Origin of the sequence: Brevundimonas sp. SPF441, from assembly GCF_009661015.1 — a bacterium.
GTDB lineage: Bacteria > Pseudomonadota > Alphaproteobacteria > Caulobacterales > Caulobacteraceae > Brevundimonas > Brevundimonas vesicularis.
The window spans coordinates 24,052-39,613 of sequence record NZ_WJWX01000020.1; the positions used below are offsets into that span (position 1 = coordinate 24,052).

Here is a 15,562-nt window from a genome sequence, read left to right on the forward strand (position 1 = left end):
GACACCCCCGTTCACCACCTGACGTTAGGTCAAGAGGAAGAACAGGACGTAAACCTGAGCAGTGGATAGCTAGGGAATAGTCCCTATCGCTGTGTTTACCGTCCGAAATCTCCTTCCCGGCAAAACAGCATCAGTAGCGTAGCGTTGAGTACCCACAGCGCCGCAGGTCCCCATGGCCTGTGGCGCTGTTTCTATTCAGACGGCTTCGTACAGCAGGGCGGCCTTGTAGTCGCCGACCCACAGGTTCCTGAACCGGCGCGAACGCTCGGCGTGATAGATGTGGGCCAGTTCAGCGTAGGACCGGTCGAAGTCCTCGTTTACCAGCACATAGTCGAAGGCGTCGCAGTGTTCGATCTCGCCCTTGGCGTTGGCCACACGGCGCTCGATCACGTCGTCGGCATCCTGTGAGCGGGTGACGAGACGGCGACGCAGCTCTTCCAGGCTGGGCGGCAGGATGAAAACGCGCACGGCGTCTTCCGGGCATTTCTCGGCGACGTCGCGCGCGCCCTGCCAGTCGATGTCGAACAGCACGTCCCGTCCCTCGGCCAGCGCCTTGTCCACCGGCGCGCGCGGGCTGCCGTAGCGATTGCCGTGAACGTCCGCCCATTCCAGGAAGGCGTCCTCGTCGATCAGGCGCTGAAACTCGTCATGGCCGACGAAGTTGTAGTCGCGCCCATCCACCTCGCCCGGCCGGATGCCGCGCGTGGTCATGGAGACGGACAGCTCCAGACCGCCATGATCGGCCATCAACCGCCGGCAAAGCGAGGTCTTGCCGGCGCCCGAAGGACTGGCGACGATCAGGAGGACGCCCCGGCGGGGGCTGCGTTCATTCGACATTCTGGACCTGCTCACGCAACTGTTCGATGACGGCCTTGAGCTCCAGGCCGATTCCGGTGAGCGCGGTCGTAGCGGATTTCGAGCACAGCGTGTTGGCCTCACGCATGAATTCTTGCATCAGAAAGTCGAGTTTCCGCCCGGCGGGCGCCGAGGCCACAAGCTGACGCGCCGAGGCGACATGGGCGGTCAGCCGATCCAGCTCCTCGCGCACGTCGGCCTTGGTCGCCAAAGCGGCTGCTTCCAGGAAGATCCGGTCCTCAAGCCCCGGCGCATCGGGCGCCAGTTCGGAAATTCGGCGGGTGAAGCGATCGCGAATAGCCTCGACCTGCGCGGTCGCCTCGCCTTCCGCCTGGGCGACCAGTGCCTGGATCCGAGCGATGAATTCGCCCAGCACCGGCGTAAGTTGCGCGCCCTCGTTCTGGCGTGACGCCTTCAGCGCATCCAGCGCCTCTTCGACCGTGCGGGTCATGGCCGCCTCGACCGCCGCGCGCGCCTCCGGATCGTCCGCCTCTTCGGGCACCTCGATCACACCGCGCAGGGCCAGCAGGCCGTCGGCGGACGGCGGCGTTGCTCCGTCCTCGGCCAGTTCGTTCGCCAGCGTCAAATAGCGCGCCAGCACGGCGGCGTTGATCGTGACCGCCGCCTCGCCGGCTTCGGTTCGCTTGGCCTGAACGCCGATGGTGACCTGACCCCGCGCGAACCGCGCCTGGCCGGCCGCCTTGGCTGCGCGCTCCAGCCCGTCGAAACCGTTCGGTCCCCGGAAGCGGACCTCCAGATTGCGCCCGTTGACGGAGCGCGCCTCGACCGACCAGGTCCAGCCTTCGCCGGCCCCGTCGGCCCGGCCGAGGCCGGTCATGCCAGAAAGCGTGCTCATCGGGGCCCCTGCGTCGCGCCGGCCGGAAGGGTGATCGTCGCCTGACCATTCTCGATCGACGCGGCGGCCGGCTCGGTCGTCATCGGCGCCGCACTGGTTCCCGGCGTTGCGGGCGGCGTGGCCTCCGGCGGCAAGCCCGCCTTTTGGCGCTCGATCTGACGCCACCGCGCGACGTTCTGCAGGTGCTCGTCATAGGTCAGGGCGAAGGCGTGTCCGCCGGAGCCATCCGCCACGAAGAACAGTGCCGGATCGGCCGGCGGGTTCAAGACGGCCTTGACGGCTTCCTTACCCGGATTGGCGATCGGCGTCGGCGGCAGCCCGTTGATCTGGTAGGTGTTCCATGGCGTCTGAGCCAGCAACTCCGAACGCCGGATGCCACGCCCCAAAGGCCTGCCCTTGGTCACGCCATAGACGATGGTCGGATCGCTCTCCAACCGCATCCCCGCCCGCAGACGGTTCGTGAACACCGCCGCGACACGCGGCCGTTCCGCCGCCAGCGCGGTTTCCTTCTCCACGATGGAGGCCAGAATCACAGCCTCCTCCGGCGTGCGCGCCACGGTCGCGGGCGACCTCTGGCTCCACAGCAGACGCAGGTTCTCGGTCGCCGCGCGCTGCATCCGGTCGATCACCGACTGGCGGGTGTCGCCGCGCGAAACTTCATAGGTGTCGGGCCACAGGCTGCCTTCCTCGGGCGTCTCGGCGACCGTCCCGGTCAGCACCGCCTCCTTGTTCAGGATGTCCACCGCCTGCAACGACGACCAGCCCTCAGGCAGGGTCACGAAATGGCGCACCACCCGCCCCTCGACCAACAGGTTCAGCACCCCGGCCAGCGACGTGCCGGACGGCACCTCGTATTCGCCGGCCCTCAGCCGACGATCCGCGCCGGTCAGGGTCGCCGCCGCACGGAACAGGTCTGTCGAACGGATCACACCCGCGGCCTTCATCCGCGCGGCGATGGCGGAGACGCCGGACCCGCTGGGCAGGGTGACCACCGTCGTCTGCCCCTGCCGCGCGGACGGTCCCGGAGCATAATAGACCGCCCAGACGGCGATCAGCGCCACCAGCAGGAACAGGCCGAAGGTCGCGGACGCGGTCAGCAGCGAGACCGTAAAACCCGACCGCCCGCTGGATTTCTCGACCCGCCCGCGCCCGAACATCTCAGTCGACCTTCTTGAAGATCACCGAGGCGTTTGTGCCTCCGAAGCCGAAACTGTTCGACATGGCCACATCGATCTTCATCGGCTTGGCCTTGTTTGGGACCAGGTCGATGGGCGTCTCCATCTCGGGGTCGTCCAGATTGATCGTCGGCGGCGCGATTTGATCGCGGATCGCCAGCACGCAGAAGGCCGCCTCGATGGCGCCCGCCGCGCCCAGCAGGTGGCCGGTCATGGACTTGGTCGAAGAGACGGTCAGATTCTGCGCATGATCGCCGACCAACCCCTCGATCCCCTTCAGCTCGATCCAGTCGGCCATGGTTGAGGTGCCGTGGGCGTTGACGTAGTCCAGGTCTGACGGTTGAAGACCGGCCCGCTTCAGCGCCGCCTTCATGGCCCGCACCCCGCCTTCGCCGTCCTCGGACGGGGCGGTGATGTGATAGGCGTCGCCGCTCATGCCGTAGCCTACGACCTCGGCATAGATTTTGGCCCCGCGCGCCTTGGCGTGTTCGTATTCTTCCAGCACCAGGATGCCGGCGCCTTCGCCCATGACGAAGCCCGCATGGCCCCGGTCATAGGGACGCGACGCCTTCTCCGGCGTATCGTTATAGGCGGTGCACAGCGCCTTGCAGGCCAAAAAGCCCGCGATGCCGATCGGCACGACCGAGCTTTCGGCTCCGCCCGCCACCATCACGTCCGCGTCGTCCAACGCGATCATCCGCGCCGCGTCGCCGATGGCGTGGGCGCCCGTGGCGCAGGCGGTCACCGCCGCATGGTTCGGCCCCTTCAGGCCATGACGGATCGAGATTTGGCCACCGGCCAGATTGATCAGAGCGCTGGGAATGAAGAAGGGGCTGACGCGACGCACGCCTTGCTCCTTCAGCACGATGGCCGTGTCGGCGATGGGGCCCAGGCCGCCGATGCCGGAGCCGACCATCACGCCGGTGCGCTCTTGGTCTTCGTCCGTCTCGGGCTTCCAGTTCGCATCCGCTAAAGCCTCATCCGCCGCCGCGATGGCGTAAAGGATGAAGTCGTCGACACGCTTCCTGTCCTTGGCGGACATGATCTTCTCGGGGTCGAAGTCGCCTTCGCCGCCGCCGCCGCGTCCATCCACGCTCGGAACTTCGCCGGCGATGGTGCAGCCATAACCCGTAGTGTCGAACGACGTGATCGGGCCGATGCCCGAGCGTCCCTCGACGATGCCTTTCCAGCTCTTTTCGACGCCCCAACCCAGGGGTGTCAGCAGACCGATGCCCGTAACGACGACGCGGCGCATGGTGCGTGCTCCCTTATCTCCAGCCCGACCCTTCGGAATCATTGCGGATTCGCGCGGGTCAGAAACAGTAAAGGCCGCCGGGCGTCTCCGCTAGGAGCGCCGGGCGGCCCTGTGAACCGTCAGCCTGTTCGGCCGAGATCGGCGACTGAGATCAGCCGGCCGACTTTTCGTCGATGAACTTGACCGCATCGCCGACCGTCTGGATGTGCTCGGCGGCGTCATCCGGGATCTCGATGTCGAATTCTTCTTCGAAGGCCATCACCAGCTCGACGTTGTCGAGCGAGTCAGCGCCCAGGTCGTCGATGAAGCTGGCCTTTTCGGTGACCTTGTCCGGATCGGCGTCCAGATGGTCGATGACGATCTTGCGAACGCGCTCGAGGGTGTCGGACATGAGTGTCTCTCTGCCTGTTTGAAATCGCCGTAGAGGCGGGGGTAGCTCAGAAATCGCCGTCTCACGGCAGCGATGGCGACGCAAGCCCGAAAGCCCGAACCGCCGACGCATTCAACCCTTTAGCACAGGCTTTCGGGCTGGAAATAGTCTGTTGCGCGACGTGATAAGGGCCGCAGCCCTTAAATCATCGCCATGCCGCCGTTCACATGCAGGGTCTGGCCCGTCACATAGGCGGCTTCGTCGGACGACAGATAGACGGCGGCGGCGGCGATCTCGTCGCCCGAACCCAGTCGGCCCGCCGGAATCCGGCCCAGAATGGTCTCGCGCTGCTGATCGTTCAGCACGTCGGTCATCGGCGAGGCGATAAAGCCCGGCGCGATGCAGTTGACCGTAATGCCGCGCGAGCCGACCTCCTGCGCCAGCGACTTGGAAAAGCCGATCATCCCGGCCTTGGACGCCGAATAGTTGGTCTGGCCCGGATTGCCGGTCACGCCGACGACAGAGGTGATGCCGATGATTCGCCCTGAACGGCGCTTCATCATCCCCTTCACCGCCGCGCGGGTCAGGCGGAAATAGCTCTCCAGGTTGACGGTCAGGACCGACTGGAAATCCTCGTCCTTCATCCGCATCAGCAGGCCGTCCTTGGTGATGCCCGCATTGGCCACCAGGATGTCCAGCGGCGCGCCCGCCGCCGTTTCGGCTGCGTTGACCAGATTATCGACCGATTCCGGGTCCGACAGGTTCGCCGTGGCGAAATGCGCCCGCTCCCCCAGCTCCTTGGCCAGATCGGCCAGCACGGCCTCGCGTGTGCCCGACAGCACGACGGTCGCGCCCTGGGCGTGCAGCGCCCGCGCCACCGCCCCGCCGATCCCGCCCGTCGCGCCGGTCACCAGCGCGGTCTTGCCTGCAAGATTGAACATCTGTTCCCTCTATTCCTTCCGTCATCCTCGGGCTTGACCCGAGGATCAGGCGCTGTGCGGCGCCGATGTCGATAATGGCGCTCAGACGCCGAAGTGCGGACCGTCCGATCCTCGGGTCAAGCCCGAGGATGACGACCTGGGGGCTTCACACCGATTTCGCGAACGCTTCCAGCTCTTCCGGCGTATTCAGCGGCAGGGCCTCGGCGTCCGGTGCGATCCGCTTGGCCATGCCGGTCAGCACCTTGCCTGAGCCGATCTCGACAAAGCGCGTCACGCCGCCTTCGGTCGCCATCCATTCCATGCTCTCGCGCCAGCGCACCCGGCCGGTGACCTGTTCGACCAGCAGCCGACGGATGACTTCCGGATCGCTCTCGGGCCGCGCCAGGACGTTGGCGACGACAGGCACGACCGGCGCGACAATCTTCGCCTCGGCCAGGGCGGCGGCCATCTCGTCGGCCGCCGGCTGCATCAGCGGGCAGTGGAAGGGCGCCGAGACGTTCAGAGGAATGGCCCGCGCGCCCAATTCTTTGGCCTTCTCGATCGCGCGATCCACGGCGGCCTTCTCGCCTGAGATGACGATATTGCCGTTGTTGTTGTCATTGGCGACCACGCAGACGCCGATTTCCGAACCGGCCGCCGCCGCTGCTTCCGCCAGCGCCAGATCGGTCTTGGGTCCAATCAGCGAGGCCATCGCCCCCTGCCCCACCGGAACCGCGCGCTGCATGGCCTGGCCACGCAGTTTCAGCAGCCGCGCCGTGTCCCACAGCGAGATCGCGCCCGCCGCCGCCAGGGCCGAATATTCGCCCAGCGAGTGACCGGCCACATAGGCCGCGCTCGCCACGTCAAAGCCGAACTCGGCCTTCAACGCCCGGATCGCCGCCACGGAAACCGCCATCAGGGCGGGCTGGGCGTTCTCGGTCAGGGTCAGTTGATCCTCGGGGCCTTCGCGCATCAGCACCGACAGCTTCTGGCCCAGCGCCTCGTCCACCTCGGCGAAGACGTCGCGAGCGGATTGGAAAGCGTCCGCCAACTGCGCGCCCATGCCGACGGCCTGGCTGCCCTGTCCCGGAAACAGAAGTGCGAGGGTCATCGACCCCTCCCTGAATCGTTCATCAAGGCGCGGACCCGTAAGCCGAGACTTCCGCGAGGGCAAGCCGGGCGCTCCAGGGCCTACTACAGAAGGTTGCTGGCTCCGCCCGACCCTCGCCTCATTTGCCCTTCGCGCGCAGGATCGCTACATCCGGCGCAACTCCCCATTCAGACGAACCCGAAGGGCGCACCGCACCTCATGGCGCAGCAATATATTTTCCAGATGCAGGGTCTGACCAAGACCTTCCCCGGCGGCCGCAAGATCTTCGAGAACATCTGGCTCAGCTTCTACAACGACGCCAAGATCGGCGTCGTCGGCGTCAACGGCTCGGGTAAGTCCACCCTGCTGAAGATTATGGCCGGCCTGGACAACGAGTTCAACGGCGAGGCACGCGCCGCCGATGGCATCAAGCGCGGCTATCTGGAACAGGAACCCCAGCTCGATCCGGCCCTGAATGTGCGCCAGAACGTCGAGGCTTGGTGCGAAGAGAAGCAATGGGTCAACCGCTTCAACGAAGTCGCCGCTGAACTTGGCGAAAATTACACCGACGAACTGATGGAGGAGATGACCTCCCTTCAGGAAAAGATCGACGCCGGCGACGTCTGGGACATCGACAGCCGCATCGACCAGGCCATGGGCGCCCTGCGCTGCCCGCCAGACGACTGGGAAGTCCCCAACCTGTCCGGCGGTGAAAAGCGCCGCGTGGCCCTGGCCCGCCTGCTGCTGTCCAAGCCCGACATGCTGCTGCTCGACGAACCGACCAACCACTTGGACGCCGAATCCGTCGCCTGGCTGCAGCACCACCTGGAAAACTTCCCCGGCTGTGTCATCCTGGTGACCCACGACCGCTACTTCCTGGACCTCGTCACCAAGTGGACGCTGGAGCTGGATCGCGGCAAGGGCCACCCGCACGAGGGCAACTATTCCTCGTGGCTGGAAGCCAAGACCAAGCGCGTCGTGCAGGAGCAGTCGGAATCCGAAGCCCGCCAGCGCGCCCTCACCCGCGAACTGGAATGGGTTCGATCGGGCGCCAAGGCCCGTCAGGCCAAGTCGAAGGCCCGTCTGGCCGCCTACGAGCGGATGGTCGAGGAACAGGAATCGATGCGCGGCGCCCAGACGCACGCCCACATCCAGATCCCGCCTGGCCCGCGCCTCGGCAACGTCGTTCTGGAAGTCGAGGGTCTGCAAAAGACCTACGGCGACAAGACGCTGTTCGACAACCTGACCTTCAAACTGCCGCCCAACGGCATCGTCGGCGTCATCGGCCCGAACGGCGCCGGCAAGTCGACCATGTTCAAGCTGATCACCGGCCAGGAACAGCCCGACGGCGGCACGATCAAGGTCGGTGAAACCGTCAAACTGGCCTATGTCGATCAGTCGCGAGACGACCTGAAGCCGGACGAAACCATCTGGCAGGCCATTTCGGGCGGCACCGATGTGATGATGGTCGGCAAGCGCGAGATCAACACCCGCGCCTATGTCGGCAGCTTCAACTTCAAGGGCGGCGACCAGCAGAAGAAGGTCGGCCAGCTTTCCGGCGGTGAGCGCAACCGCGTTCACCTGGCCAAGACCCTGGCCTCGGGCGGCAATCTGATCCTGCTCGACGAACCGACCAACGACCTGGACATCGAAACCCTTCAGAACCTCGAAGAGGCGCTGGAAGAGTTCGCCGGCTGCGCCGTGGTCATCTCCCACGACCGCTGGTTCCTTGACCGTCTGGCCACCCACATCCTCGCCTTCGAGGGCGACGGCCATGTGGAATGGTTCGAGGGCAACTTCGAAGCCTACGAACAGGACAAGATGCGTCGCCTGGGCGCCGACAGCATCATCCCCAAGCGCATCCAGCACCAGAAGTTCGGCCGCTGATCGCCTGATCTGACAAGAGGAGCCGCTGCATGACCCAACGCCCCGCCGTTCTCATCATGCAGCGGCATCTTGCGCCGCTCTCGGGATTTCTGGAGAGCGCCTATGACGTCTATCGCTTCTGGGAAGGTCCGCCGATCGAGGCCGCCCACGACATCCGCGTCATGGTCGTCGCCGGCGAGGCGGCCCTGGACAAGGCGCTGATCGAACGCCTGCCGAACCTCGACCTCGTGGCCTGTTTCACCTCCGGCTATGACGGGATCGACATCGACTGGTGCCGCCAGCGCGGTCTGCCCGTCACCCACGCCCCCGGCGTCAATCACGAGGATGTCGCGGATCACGCCTTGGGCTTGATCCTGGCAGCACGCCGCCAGATCGCCTCGGGCGACCGTCAGGTCCGCGCCGGCGGCTGGACCTTCGAGACGCGGACCATCACGACGTCGCTCGCCGGCCAGAAGCTGGGCATCGTCGGCTTGGGCCACATCGGCAAGGCCGTCGCCGACCGCGCCGAGGCCTTCCGAATGGCGGTCAGTTGGTGGGGGCCGCGGCCGCACGACGCCGAATGGCCACGCGCCGACAGCCTGCTGGCGCTCGCCAAGGCCAGCGACATCCTCGTCGTCGCCTGCAAGGCGGACGAGACCAATCGCGGCCTGATCTCGCAGGACATCCTCGAGGCGCTTGGCCCCGGCGGCCTGCTGGTCAACGTCTCGCGTGGTCAGGTCGTGGACGAGGACGCCCTGATCGCCGTCTTGAAGTCAGGGACATTGGGTCAGGCGGCCCTGGATGTCTTCATCGAAGAGCCGACAGATCCAGCCCGCTGGGCCGACGTGCCCAATGTCATTCTGACGCCCCACACCGCCGGGGCCACGACTGCCGGGGTGCAGGGCATGCTGATGCTGCTGATCGAAAATCTGCAGGCGCATTTCGCGGGCGAGCCGCTGAAGACGCCCGTCGTCTGACTTCAGCGGGGACGCTGCGGCCGCTCGTCCGCCGTCACCACGCCGTCGCCGTTCTTGTCCATCGCCTTGAAGGCGGCGGCGAGGCCCACGTCGAACTCCTCGCGAGTAATGCGCCCGTCCGCATCGGCGTCGAAGCGCGCCAGCATACGACCGCCGCGTGCATTGGCCAGTTCGCTGGCGTCGACCACGCCGTCTTCATTGGCGTCTAGGCGGTTGAACATCTGGGTCATGCGCGCCTGCATCTGGGCCAAGTTTTCGCGCTCCGGCGGCCGCATCTGTCCGCCCATAGGCCGCCCTGACATTTCAGGTCCAGACATTTGAGGCATGGGCGTCTCGGGAAAGTCGCTCTGGGCCAACGCCGGACTGGCGGCGGCGACAGCAAGAGTGGCGATGAACAGGCTACGCATAAGATCACTCCAAGACGGGTCTGTGGGCTTTAACGCGCGCGCGAACCATTCCCGTCGGCCCGTTCCAAGAAAGCGATTTCACTTGCCAAATCATATAAGGATATCTTTATATGAGCATATGAGTTTGTCCGCCGATCAGACTGTCGAAGCCCTCCGCGCCGCCGGCGAACCCACCCGTTTGCGCGTCCTGTCGCTGCTGGCCGGCGAAGAGCTGTCTGTCATGGAGATGTCGCGCATTCTGGACCAAAGCCAGCCGCGCGTATCACGCCATCTGAAGCTGATGACCGACGCCGGTCTGATCGAACGCTTTCCCGACGGCGCCCGCGTCTATTACCGCCTGTCGCATGACGCCCAGGCGCGCCGGTTGATCGACACGGTGCTGGACATCCTGGCCGAAGACGCCGGCGAGGCCGATCATCGCCGTCTGGACGAGGTCCGCAAGGACCGAGAGGAAGCCGCCGCCAGCTATTTTGAACAGGTCGCGCCTCAGTGGGACCGCCTGCGTTCGCTCTACGTCAGCGAAAGCGCCGTCGAGGCGGCGCTGGAAAAGGCTGTGGGGCCCGGCCCCTTCGAACGCGTCGTCGATCTGGGCACGGGTTCTGGTCGGATGCTGACCCTTTTCGGCAAGAAGGCGAAGATGTCGGTCGGGCTGGACCTCAGCCAGAACATGCTGAACATCGCCCGCACCAACGTCACCAAGGCGGGTGTGGAGCAGGTCGAACTGCGCCACGGCGATATCTTCGCCACCCGCCTGCCCGCCGCCAGCGCCGATCTGGTGATCGTGCATCAGGTGCTGCACTACCTGTCCGATCCGTCCGCCGCCGTCGCCGAGGCCGCCCGCCTGGTCAGCCCGAACGGCCGTCTGGTCATCATCGACTTCGCCCCCCACGACTTCGAACACATGCGCGAGGCGCACCAGCATCGCCGTCTGGGTTTCGCCGACAGCGAGATCAACGGCTGGCTGCAGGACGGCGGCCTGACGCCATCGGCCCCCATCGCCCTTCCCCACGACGCCGAGGGCCTGACCGTGACCATCTGGACGGCGGAACGCCGCGTCCAGGACAGAAAGACCGCCTGATGGCCTCCTCCGCCTCCCTCAATTTGGCCGATGCTCGCGCCCTGCTGCTGTCGCCGCTTGGCCCCGTAGCCCGCGCCGGATCGAACCGCGACGCCGTGCGCGTCTCGTTCGAATTCTTTCCGCCCAAGACCGATGAGGCCGAGGCCAATCTGTGGAAAGCGATCCGGCGTCTGGAGCCGCTGAACCCCGCCTTCGTCTCCGTCACCTACGGCGCCGGCGGTTCGACCCGCGAGCGGACCCACCGCACAGTCCAGCGCATCATCACGGAAACTTCGCTCCGCCCCGCCGCCCACCTGACCTGCGTCGAGGCCAGCCGTGACGAGGTCGACGAGGTCATCGAAGGCTACAAGGCGATCGGAGTCGATCACATCGTGGCTCTGCGCGGCGATCCGCCCGGTGGTGCCGGGATCGGCGGCGTCTATCAGCCGCGCGCCGACGGCTATGCCAACGCCACCGAACTGACCGCCGCCATCAACCGCATCGGCGGATTTGATGTCACGGTCGGCGCCTATCCCGAACGCCATCCCGAAAGCCCCTCCATCGGTCACGACATCGAAGTGCTGAAGGCCAAGGTCGACGCTGGAGCCACCCGCGCCGTCAGCCAGTTCTTCTTCGACATCGACGCCTTCCTGCGGTTCCGCGACCGGGTGCGGGCGGCGGGCGTCACCATTCCCCTGATCCCAGGCGTCATGCCCGTGTCCAACTTCGCTGGTCTTCAGCGGATGTGCGGCGCGTGCGGCGCCAGCATTCCCGACTGGCTGAAGGCGCATTTCGACGGCCTGGACGACGATCCCGAAACCCGCAAACTGCTGGCCGCCTCGGTCGCCGCCGAGACCTGCGCGCGCCTGCAGGAAGAGGGTTTCTCGGACTTCCACTTCTACACCCTGAACCGCGCCGACCTGGTCTATGCGATCTGTCGCGTTCTGGGCGTGCGCGAGACGGCGGCAGCGCAATGACCCGCTCAGAACGCATCGCCGCCCTGCATCAGGCGGCCAAGGAACGCATCCTGGTCCTCGATGGCAGTTGGGGTGTCATGATCCAGCGTCGCGGGCTGGACGAAGCCGACTTCCGCGCCGACCGCTTCGTCGCCGCCAATGGCTATGACGAGAAACATCAGATGAAGGGGAACAACGACATCCTCTGCATCACGCGGCCCGATGTCATCGCCGATTTGCACGACCAATATTTCGCCGCCGGCGCCGATATCTCAGAGACCAACACCTTCTCGGGGACCACCATCGCCCAGGAGGACTACGCCCTGGACGCCCAGGCGGTGTGGGACATCAATCTGGAGGGCGCGAAACTGGCCCGCGCCTCGGCCGACCGCTGGACCGCTAAGGACCCGCACAAGCCCCGCTTCGCCGCCGGCTCCATCGGCCCGCTGAACAAGATGCTGTCGATGTCGTCCGACGTGAACGACCCCGGCGCCCGCAGCGTGACCTTCGACCAGGTCTATGAGGCCTATCGTCATCAGGTGAAGGCGCTGAACGAGGGCGGGGTCGATCTCTATCTGATCGAAACCATCACCGACACGCTGAACTGCAAGGCTGCGATCAAGGCGATCAAGGATCTGGAAGACGAGGGCATGGACGCCCTGCCCATCTGGATCAGCGGCACCATCACCGATCGTTCTGGCCGCACCCTGTCGGGTCAGACCGCCGAGGCCTTCTGGAACAGCGTGCGCCATGCCAAACCCTTCGCCGTCGGCTTCAACTGCGCCCTGGGCGCCGACCTGATGCGACCCTTCATCGCCGAGCTGAGCCGCGTCGCCGACACCCTGGTCGCCGCCTATCCCAACGCCGGCCTTCCCAACGCCATGGGCCAATACGACGAAGAACCGCACGAGACCGCCCACTTCATCGAGGAATGGGCCGCCTCCGGCCTGGTCAACATCGTCGGCGGCTGTTGCGGCACGACGCCGGATCACATTCGTCACGTCGCCGAAGAGGTCGCGCCGCTGAAGCCGCGCGCCATCCCGGAACGGCCGGTGGCCCTGCGTCTGTCCGGCCTCGAACCTTTTGAATTGGTAGCGTAAGTGCGTCCTGTCTTCATCAACGTCGGCGAACGGACCAACGTCACCGGCTCGGCCAAATTCCGCAAGCTGGTGGTCGAGGGCGACTATTCGGCCGCGCTGGACGTCGCCCGCCAGCAGGTCGAGGCCGGCGCCCAGATCATCGACGTCAATATGGACGAAGGCCTGCTGGACGGCGTCGTCGCCATGCGGACCTTCCTGAATCTGATCGCGGCCGAGCCCGACATCGCCCGCGTGCCGGTGATGATCGACAGCTCCAAATGGGAGGTGATCGAGGCGGGCCTGAAGTGCGTTCAGGGCAAGCCCATCGTCAATTCGATCAGCATGAAGGAGGGCGAACAGGCCTTCCGCGACCATGCGATCAAATGCCTGCGCTACGGCGCCGCCGTCGTGGTCATGGCTTTCGACGAGGTCGGTCAGGCCGACACCGCCGCGCGCAAGATCGAGATTTGCACCCGCGCCTATGACATCTTGGTCAACGAGGTCGGCTTCCCGCCTGAAGACATCATCTTCGACCCCAACATCTTCGCCGTGGCGACAGGGATCGAGGAGCACGACAACTACGCCGTCGATTTCGTCGAGGCGACGCGAGAGATCAAACGCACCCTGCCCTACGCCCGCATCTCGGGCGGGGTGTCGAACGTCTCGTTCAGCTTCCGCGGCAACGAGCCGGTGCGCCGCGCGATTCACAGCGTCTTCCTGTACCACGCCATCGCGGCGGGCATGGACATGGGCATCGTCAACGCCGGCGACCTGCCGGTCTATGACGACATCGACGCCGAACTGCGCGAGGCGGTCGAGGATGTGATCCTGAACCGGCCGCAGCGGACCAATGTGTCGAACACCGAGCGGCTGGTCGACATGGCGCCCCGCTACAAGGGCGAGAAGGGTCAGGCCCGCGTCGTCGATCTGAAATGGCGCGAACAGCCGGTCGGCAAGCGGATCGAACACGCCCTGGTCAACGGCATCACCGAGTTCATCGAGGCCGACACCGAAGAGGCGCGCCTGGCGTCAGAGCGCCCGCTGCACGTCATCGAAGGCCCGCTGATGGACGGGATGAACGTGGTCGGCGACCTGTTCGGCTCGGGCAAGATGTTCTTGCCGCAGGTGGTGAAATCCGCCCGCGTGATGAAACAGGCCGTCGCCTGGTTGGAGCCCTTCATGGAGGCCGAGAAGGCAGGCAAGCCGCGCGAGCAGGCGGGCCGCATTCTGATGGCGACGGTCAAGGGCGACGTCCACGACATCGGCAAGAACATCGTCGGCGTCGTGCTGCAATGTAACAACTACGAGGTCATCGACCTCGGCGTCATGGTCCCGGCCGACCGCATCTTAGACGAGGCTAAGGCCCACAATGTCGACATCATCGGCCTGTCGGGCCTGATCACCCCGTCGCTGGACGAAATGGTCTTCGTCGGCGCCGAGATGGAGCGGCGCGGCTTCGACATACCCCTGCTGATCGGGGGCGCCACCACCAGCCGCACACATACGGCGGTCAAGATCGAGCCCGCCTACCGCCGGGGTTCGACCACCTATGTCGTCGACGCTTCGCGCGCCGTCAGCGTCGTTTCGGGCCTGCTGTCCAAGACCGAGCGCGCGAAGAACGAAGCCGCCACCCGCGACGAATACATCCGCATCCGCGAGCAATATGCCCGCGGCCAAGAGGTGAAGGCCCGCGCGACCCTGGCTCAGGCGCGCGAGAACCGCTTCCGCATCGATCCCGCCCAGCCCCTGCCCGGCAAGCCGTCCTTCCTCGGCGTGAAGGCGTTCGACGCCTGGGACCTGCAGGATCTGGCCGACCACATCGACTGGACGCCCTTCTTCGCCAGCTGGGAGCTGATCGGTCGCTATCCGCTGATCCTGGACGACGAGATCGTCGGCGAGGCCGCGCGCGACCTGTTCGCCGATGCACAAGTCATGCTGAAGCGGATCATCGACGAGAAGTGGTTCACGGCCAAAGGGGTCGTCGGCTTCTGGCCGGCCCGCGCCGACGGCGACGATGTCATCGTCTTCGCCGACGAAGGCCGCGACGCGGAGATCGCCCGCTTCCACACCCTGCGCCAGCAGATCAAGAAGTCGAACGGCAAGCCGAACCTGGCTCTATCGGACTTCATCGCCGATGAGAGCGACGACTATATCGGCGCCTTCGCCGTCACCGCCGGTCACGGCGAGTTGGAGATCGCCAAACGCTTCAAGAACGTCGGCGACGACTATTCCGCCATCCTCGCCACGGCCCTGGCCGACCGCCTGGCCGAGGCTTTCGCCGAACGGCTGCACAAGGAAGTTCGCACCACCCTGTGGGGCTATGCCTCCGACGAAACGGCCGACATCGATGCGCTGATCGCCGAACATTACCAGGGCATCCGCCCTGCCCCCGGTTATCCAGCCCAGCCCGATCACACGGAAAAAGCCACCCTCTTCCGCCTGCTGCAGGCCGAAGACCACGCCGGCATGGCCCTGACCGAAAGCTTCGCCATGACGCCGCCGGCCTCGGTCTCGGGCCTCTATTTCGGCCACCCAGGCAGCCACTATTTCGGTGTCGGCAAGATCGATCTGGACCAGGTCGAAGACTACGCCCGCCGCAAAGGCTGGGACGTCGCCACGGCTGAGCGCTGGCTGGCGCCCATCCTCAACTACGATCCCTACGCCGCCAAACGCGAAACGGCGGCTTGAGCCGGGCTCAA

At 65.7% G+C, this 15,562-nt stretch carries 14 protein-coding genes; 6 read left to right on the plus strand and 8 right to left on the minus strand.

The window, feature by feature from the left end; translation table 11 throughout:
• Positions 1 to 195: 195 nt before the first annotated feature.
• From gmk to fabD, 7 genes are all read right to left on the minus strand, one after another.
• Positions 196 to 837 carry a guanylate kinase gene (gmk, locus tag GGC30_RS11780; protein WP_153924317.1) on the minus strand — a complete coding sequence of 214 codons (642 nt, stop codon included), beginning with the start codon at positions 835 to 837 and terminating at the stop codon, positions 196 to 198.
• A complete protein-coding gene (locus GGC30_RS11785; RefSeq protein WP_153924319.1) occupies positions 827 to 1,711 on the minus strand; it encodes a YicC/YloC family endoribonuclease in 885 nt (294 codons plus the stop codon). The genes gmk and GGC30_RS11785 overlap by 11 nt, the downstream gene beginning before the upstream one ends.
• Positions 1,708 to 2,868, minus strand: a complete 1,161-nt coding sequence (gene mltG, locus GGC30_RS11790; protein ID WP_153924322.1) for an endolytic transglycosylase MltG — start codon at positions 2,866 to 2,868, stop codon at positions 1,708 to 1,710. Before mltG ends, GGC30_RS11785 begins: the two co-directional genes overlap by 4 nt.
• Before the next feature lies 1 nt (position 2,869).
• Complete coding sequence (fabF, locus tag GGC30_RS11795) at positions 2,870 to 4,141, minus strand: beta-ketoacyl-ACP synthase II (RefSeq protein ID WP_153924325.1); 1,272 nt, start codon at positions 4,139 to 4,141, stop codon at positions 2,870 to 2,872.
• A 151-nt stretch (positions 4,142 to 4,292) separates the two neighbouring features.
• Positions 4,293 to 4,532: an acyl carrier protein gene (locus GGC30_RS11800; protein WP_008264317.1), complete on the minus strand. Its 240-nt coding sequence runs from the start codon at positions 4,530 to 4,532 to the stop codon at positions 4,293 to 4,295.
• A gap of 179 nt (positions 4,533 to 4,711) precedes the next feature.
• On the minus strand, positions 4,712 to 5,452 hold the full coding sequence (fabG, locus tag GGC30_RS11805; protein ID WP_153924328.1) for a 3-oxoacyl-[acyl-carrier-protein] reductase: 741 nt from the start codon (positions 5,450 to 5,452) through the stop codon (positions 4,712 to 4,714).
• Positions 5,453 to 5,597: 145 nt separating this feature from the next.
• Complete coding sequence (fabD, locus tag GGC30_RS11810; RefSeq protein WP_153924331.1) at positions 5,598 to 6,542, minus strand: ACP S-malonyltransferase; 945 nt, start codon at positions 6,540 to 6,542, stop codon at positions 5,598 to 5,600.
• A 198-nt stretch (positions 6,543 to 6,740) separates the two neighbouring features.
• Between fabD and ettA the strand changes: the two genes are divergently transcribed.
• Both ettA and GGC30_RS11820 read left to right on the plus strand, forming a co-directional pair.
• Positions 6,741 to 8,408 carry an energy-dependent translational throttle protein EttA gene (ettA, locus tag GGC30_RS11815; protein WP_153924334.1) on the plus strand — a complete coding sequence of 556 codons (1,668 nt, stop codon included), beginning with the start codon at positions 6,741 to 6,743 and terminating at the stop codon, positions 8,406 to 8,408.
• Positions 8,409 to 8,437: 29 nt separating this feature from the next.
• Positions 8,438 to 9,364: a 2-hydroxyacid dehydrogenase gene (locus GGC30_RS11820; protein WP_153924336.1), complete on the plus strand. Its 927-nt coding sequence runs from the start codon at positions 8,438 to 8,440 to the stop codon at positions 9,362 to 9,364.
• Between the two features lie 2 nt (positions 9,365 to 9,366).
• Here GGC30_RS11820 and GGC30_RS11825 read toward each other — a convergent pair whose 3' ends face one another.
• Positions 9,367 to 9,771, minus strand: a complete 405-nt coding sequence (locus GGC30_RS11825; RefSeq protein ID WP_153924339.1) for an EF-hand domain-containing protein — start codon at positions 9,769 to 9,771, stop codon at positions 9,367 to 9,369.
• A gap of 118 nt (positions 9,772 to 9,889) precedes the next feature.
• On the opposite strand from GGC30_RS11825, the gene GGC30_RS11830 reads away from it, so the two are divergent.
• Genes GGC30_RS11830 through metH form a run of 4 tightly spaced genes read left to right on the plus strand, consistent with a single transcriptional unit; the run spans position 9,890 to position 15,551 of the window.
• Positions 9,890 to 10,849: a metalloregulator ArsR/SmtB family transcription factor gene (locus GGC30_RS11830; RefSeq protein ID WP_153924353.1), complete on the plus strand. Its 960-nt coding sequence runs from the start codon at positions 9,890 to 9,892 to the stop codon at positions 10,847 to 10,849.
• A complete protein-coding gene (gene metF / locus GGC30_RS11835) occupies positions 10,849 to 11,805 on the plus strand; it encodes a methylenetetrahydrofolate reductase [NAD(P)H] (RefSeq protein ID WP_153924356.1) in 957 nt (318 codons plus the stop codon). The genes GGC30_RS11830 and metF overlap by 1 nt, the downstream gene beginning before the upstream one ends.
• Complete coding sequence (locus GGC30_RS11840; protein ID WP_153924359.1) at positions 11,802 to 12,884, plus strand: homocysteine S-methyltransferase family protein; 1,083 nt, start codon at positions 11,802 to 11,804, stop codon at positions 12,882 to 12,884. Before metF ends, GGC30_RS11840 begins: the two co-directional genes overlap by 4 nt.
• Positions 12,885 to 15,551, plus strand: a complete 2,667-nt coding sequence (gene metH / locus GGC30_RS11845; protein ID WP_370451975.1) for a methionine synthase — start codon at positions 12,885 to 12,887, stop codon at positions 15,549 to 15,551. It abuts the gene before it with no gap.
• Positions 15,552 to 15,562 lie beyond the last annotated feature (11 nt).

What these genes read in the sequence shown, in the direction of transcription:
- gmk (WP_153924317.1), bottom strand. Translation starts at nt 837, where the DNA reads ATGTCGAATGAACGCAGCCCCCGCCGGGGCGTCCTCCTGATCGTCGCC.
- GGC30_RS11785 (WP_153924319.1), bottom strand. Translation starts at nt 1,711, where the DNA reads ATGAGCACGCTTTCTGGCATGACCGGCCTCGGCCGGGCCGACGGGGCC.
- mltG (WP_153924322.1), bottom strand. Translation starts at nt 2,868, where the DNA reads ATGTTCGGGCGCGGGCGGGTCGAGAAATCCAGCGGGCGGTCGGGTTTT.
- fabF (WP_153924325.1), bottom strand. Translation starts at nt 4,141, where the DNA reads ATGCGCCGCGTCGTCGTTACGGGCATCGGTCTGCTGACACCCCTGGGT.
- GGC30_RS11800 (WP_008264317.1), bottom strand. Translation starts at nt 4,532, where the DNA reads ATGTCCGACACCCTCGAGCGCGTTCGCAAGATCGTCATCGACCATCTG.
- fabG (WP_153924328.1), bottom strand. Translation starts at nt 5,452, where the DNA reads ATGTTCAATCTTGCAGGCAAGACCGCGCTGGTGACCGGCGCGACGGGC.
- fabD (WP_153924331.1), bottom strand. Translation starts at nt 6,542, where the DNA reads ATGACCCTCGCACTTCTGTTTCCGGGACAGGGCAGCCAGGCCGTCGGC.
- ettA (WP_153924334.1), top strand. Translation starts at nt 6,741, where the DNA reads ATGGCGCAGCAATATATTTTCCAGATGCAGGGTCTGACCAAGACCTTC.
- GGC30_RS11820 (WP_153924336.1), top strand. Translation starts at nt 8,438, where the DNA reads ATGACCCAACGCCCCGCCGTTCTCATCATGCAGCGGCATCTTGCGCCG.
- GGC30_RS11825 (WP_153924339.1), bottom strand. Translation starts at nt 9,771, where the DNA reads ATGCGTAGCCTGTTCATCGCCACTCTTGCTGTCGCCGCCGCCAGTCCG.
- GGC30_RS11830 (WP_153924353.1), top strand. Translation starts at nt 9,890, where the DNA reads ATGAGTTTGTCCGCCGATCAGACTGTCGAAGCCCTCCGCGCCGCCGGC.
- metF (WP_153924356.1), top strand. Translation starts at nt 10,849, where the DNA reads ATGGCCTCCTCCGCCTCCCTCAATTTGGCCGATGCTCGCGCCCTGCTG.
- GGC30_RS11840 (WP_153924359.1), top strand. Translation starts at nt 11,802, where the DNA reads ATGACCCGCTCAGAACGCATCGCCGCCCTGCATCAGGCGGCCAAGGAA.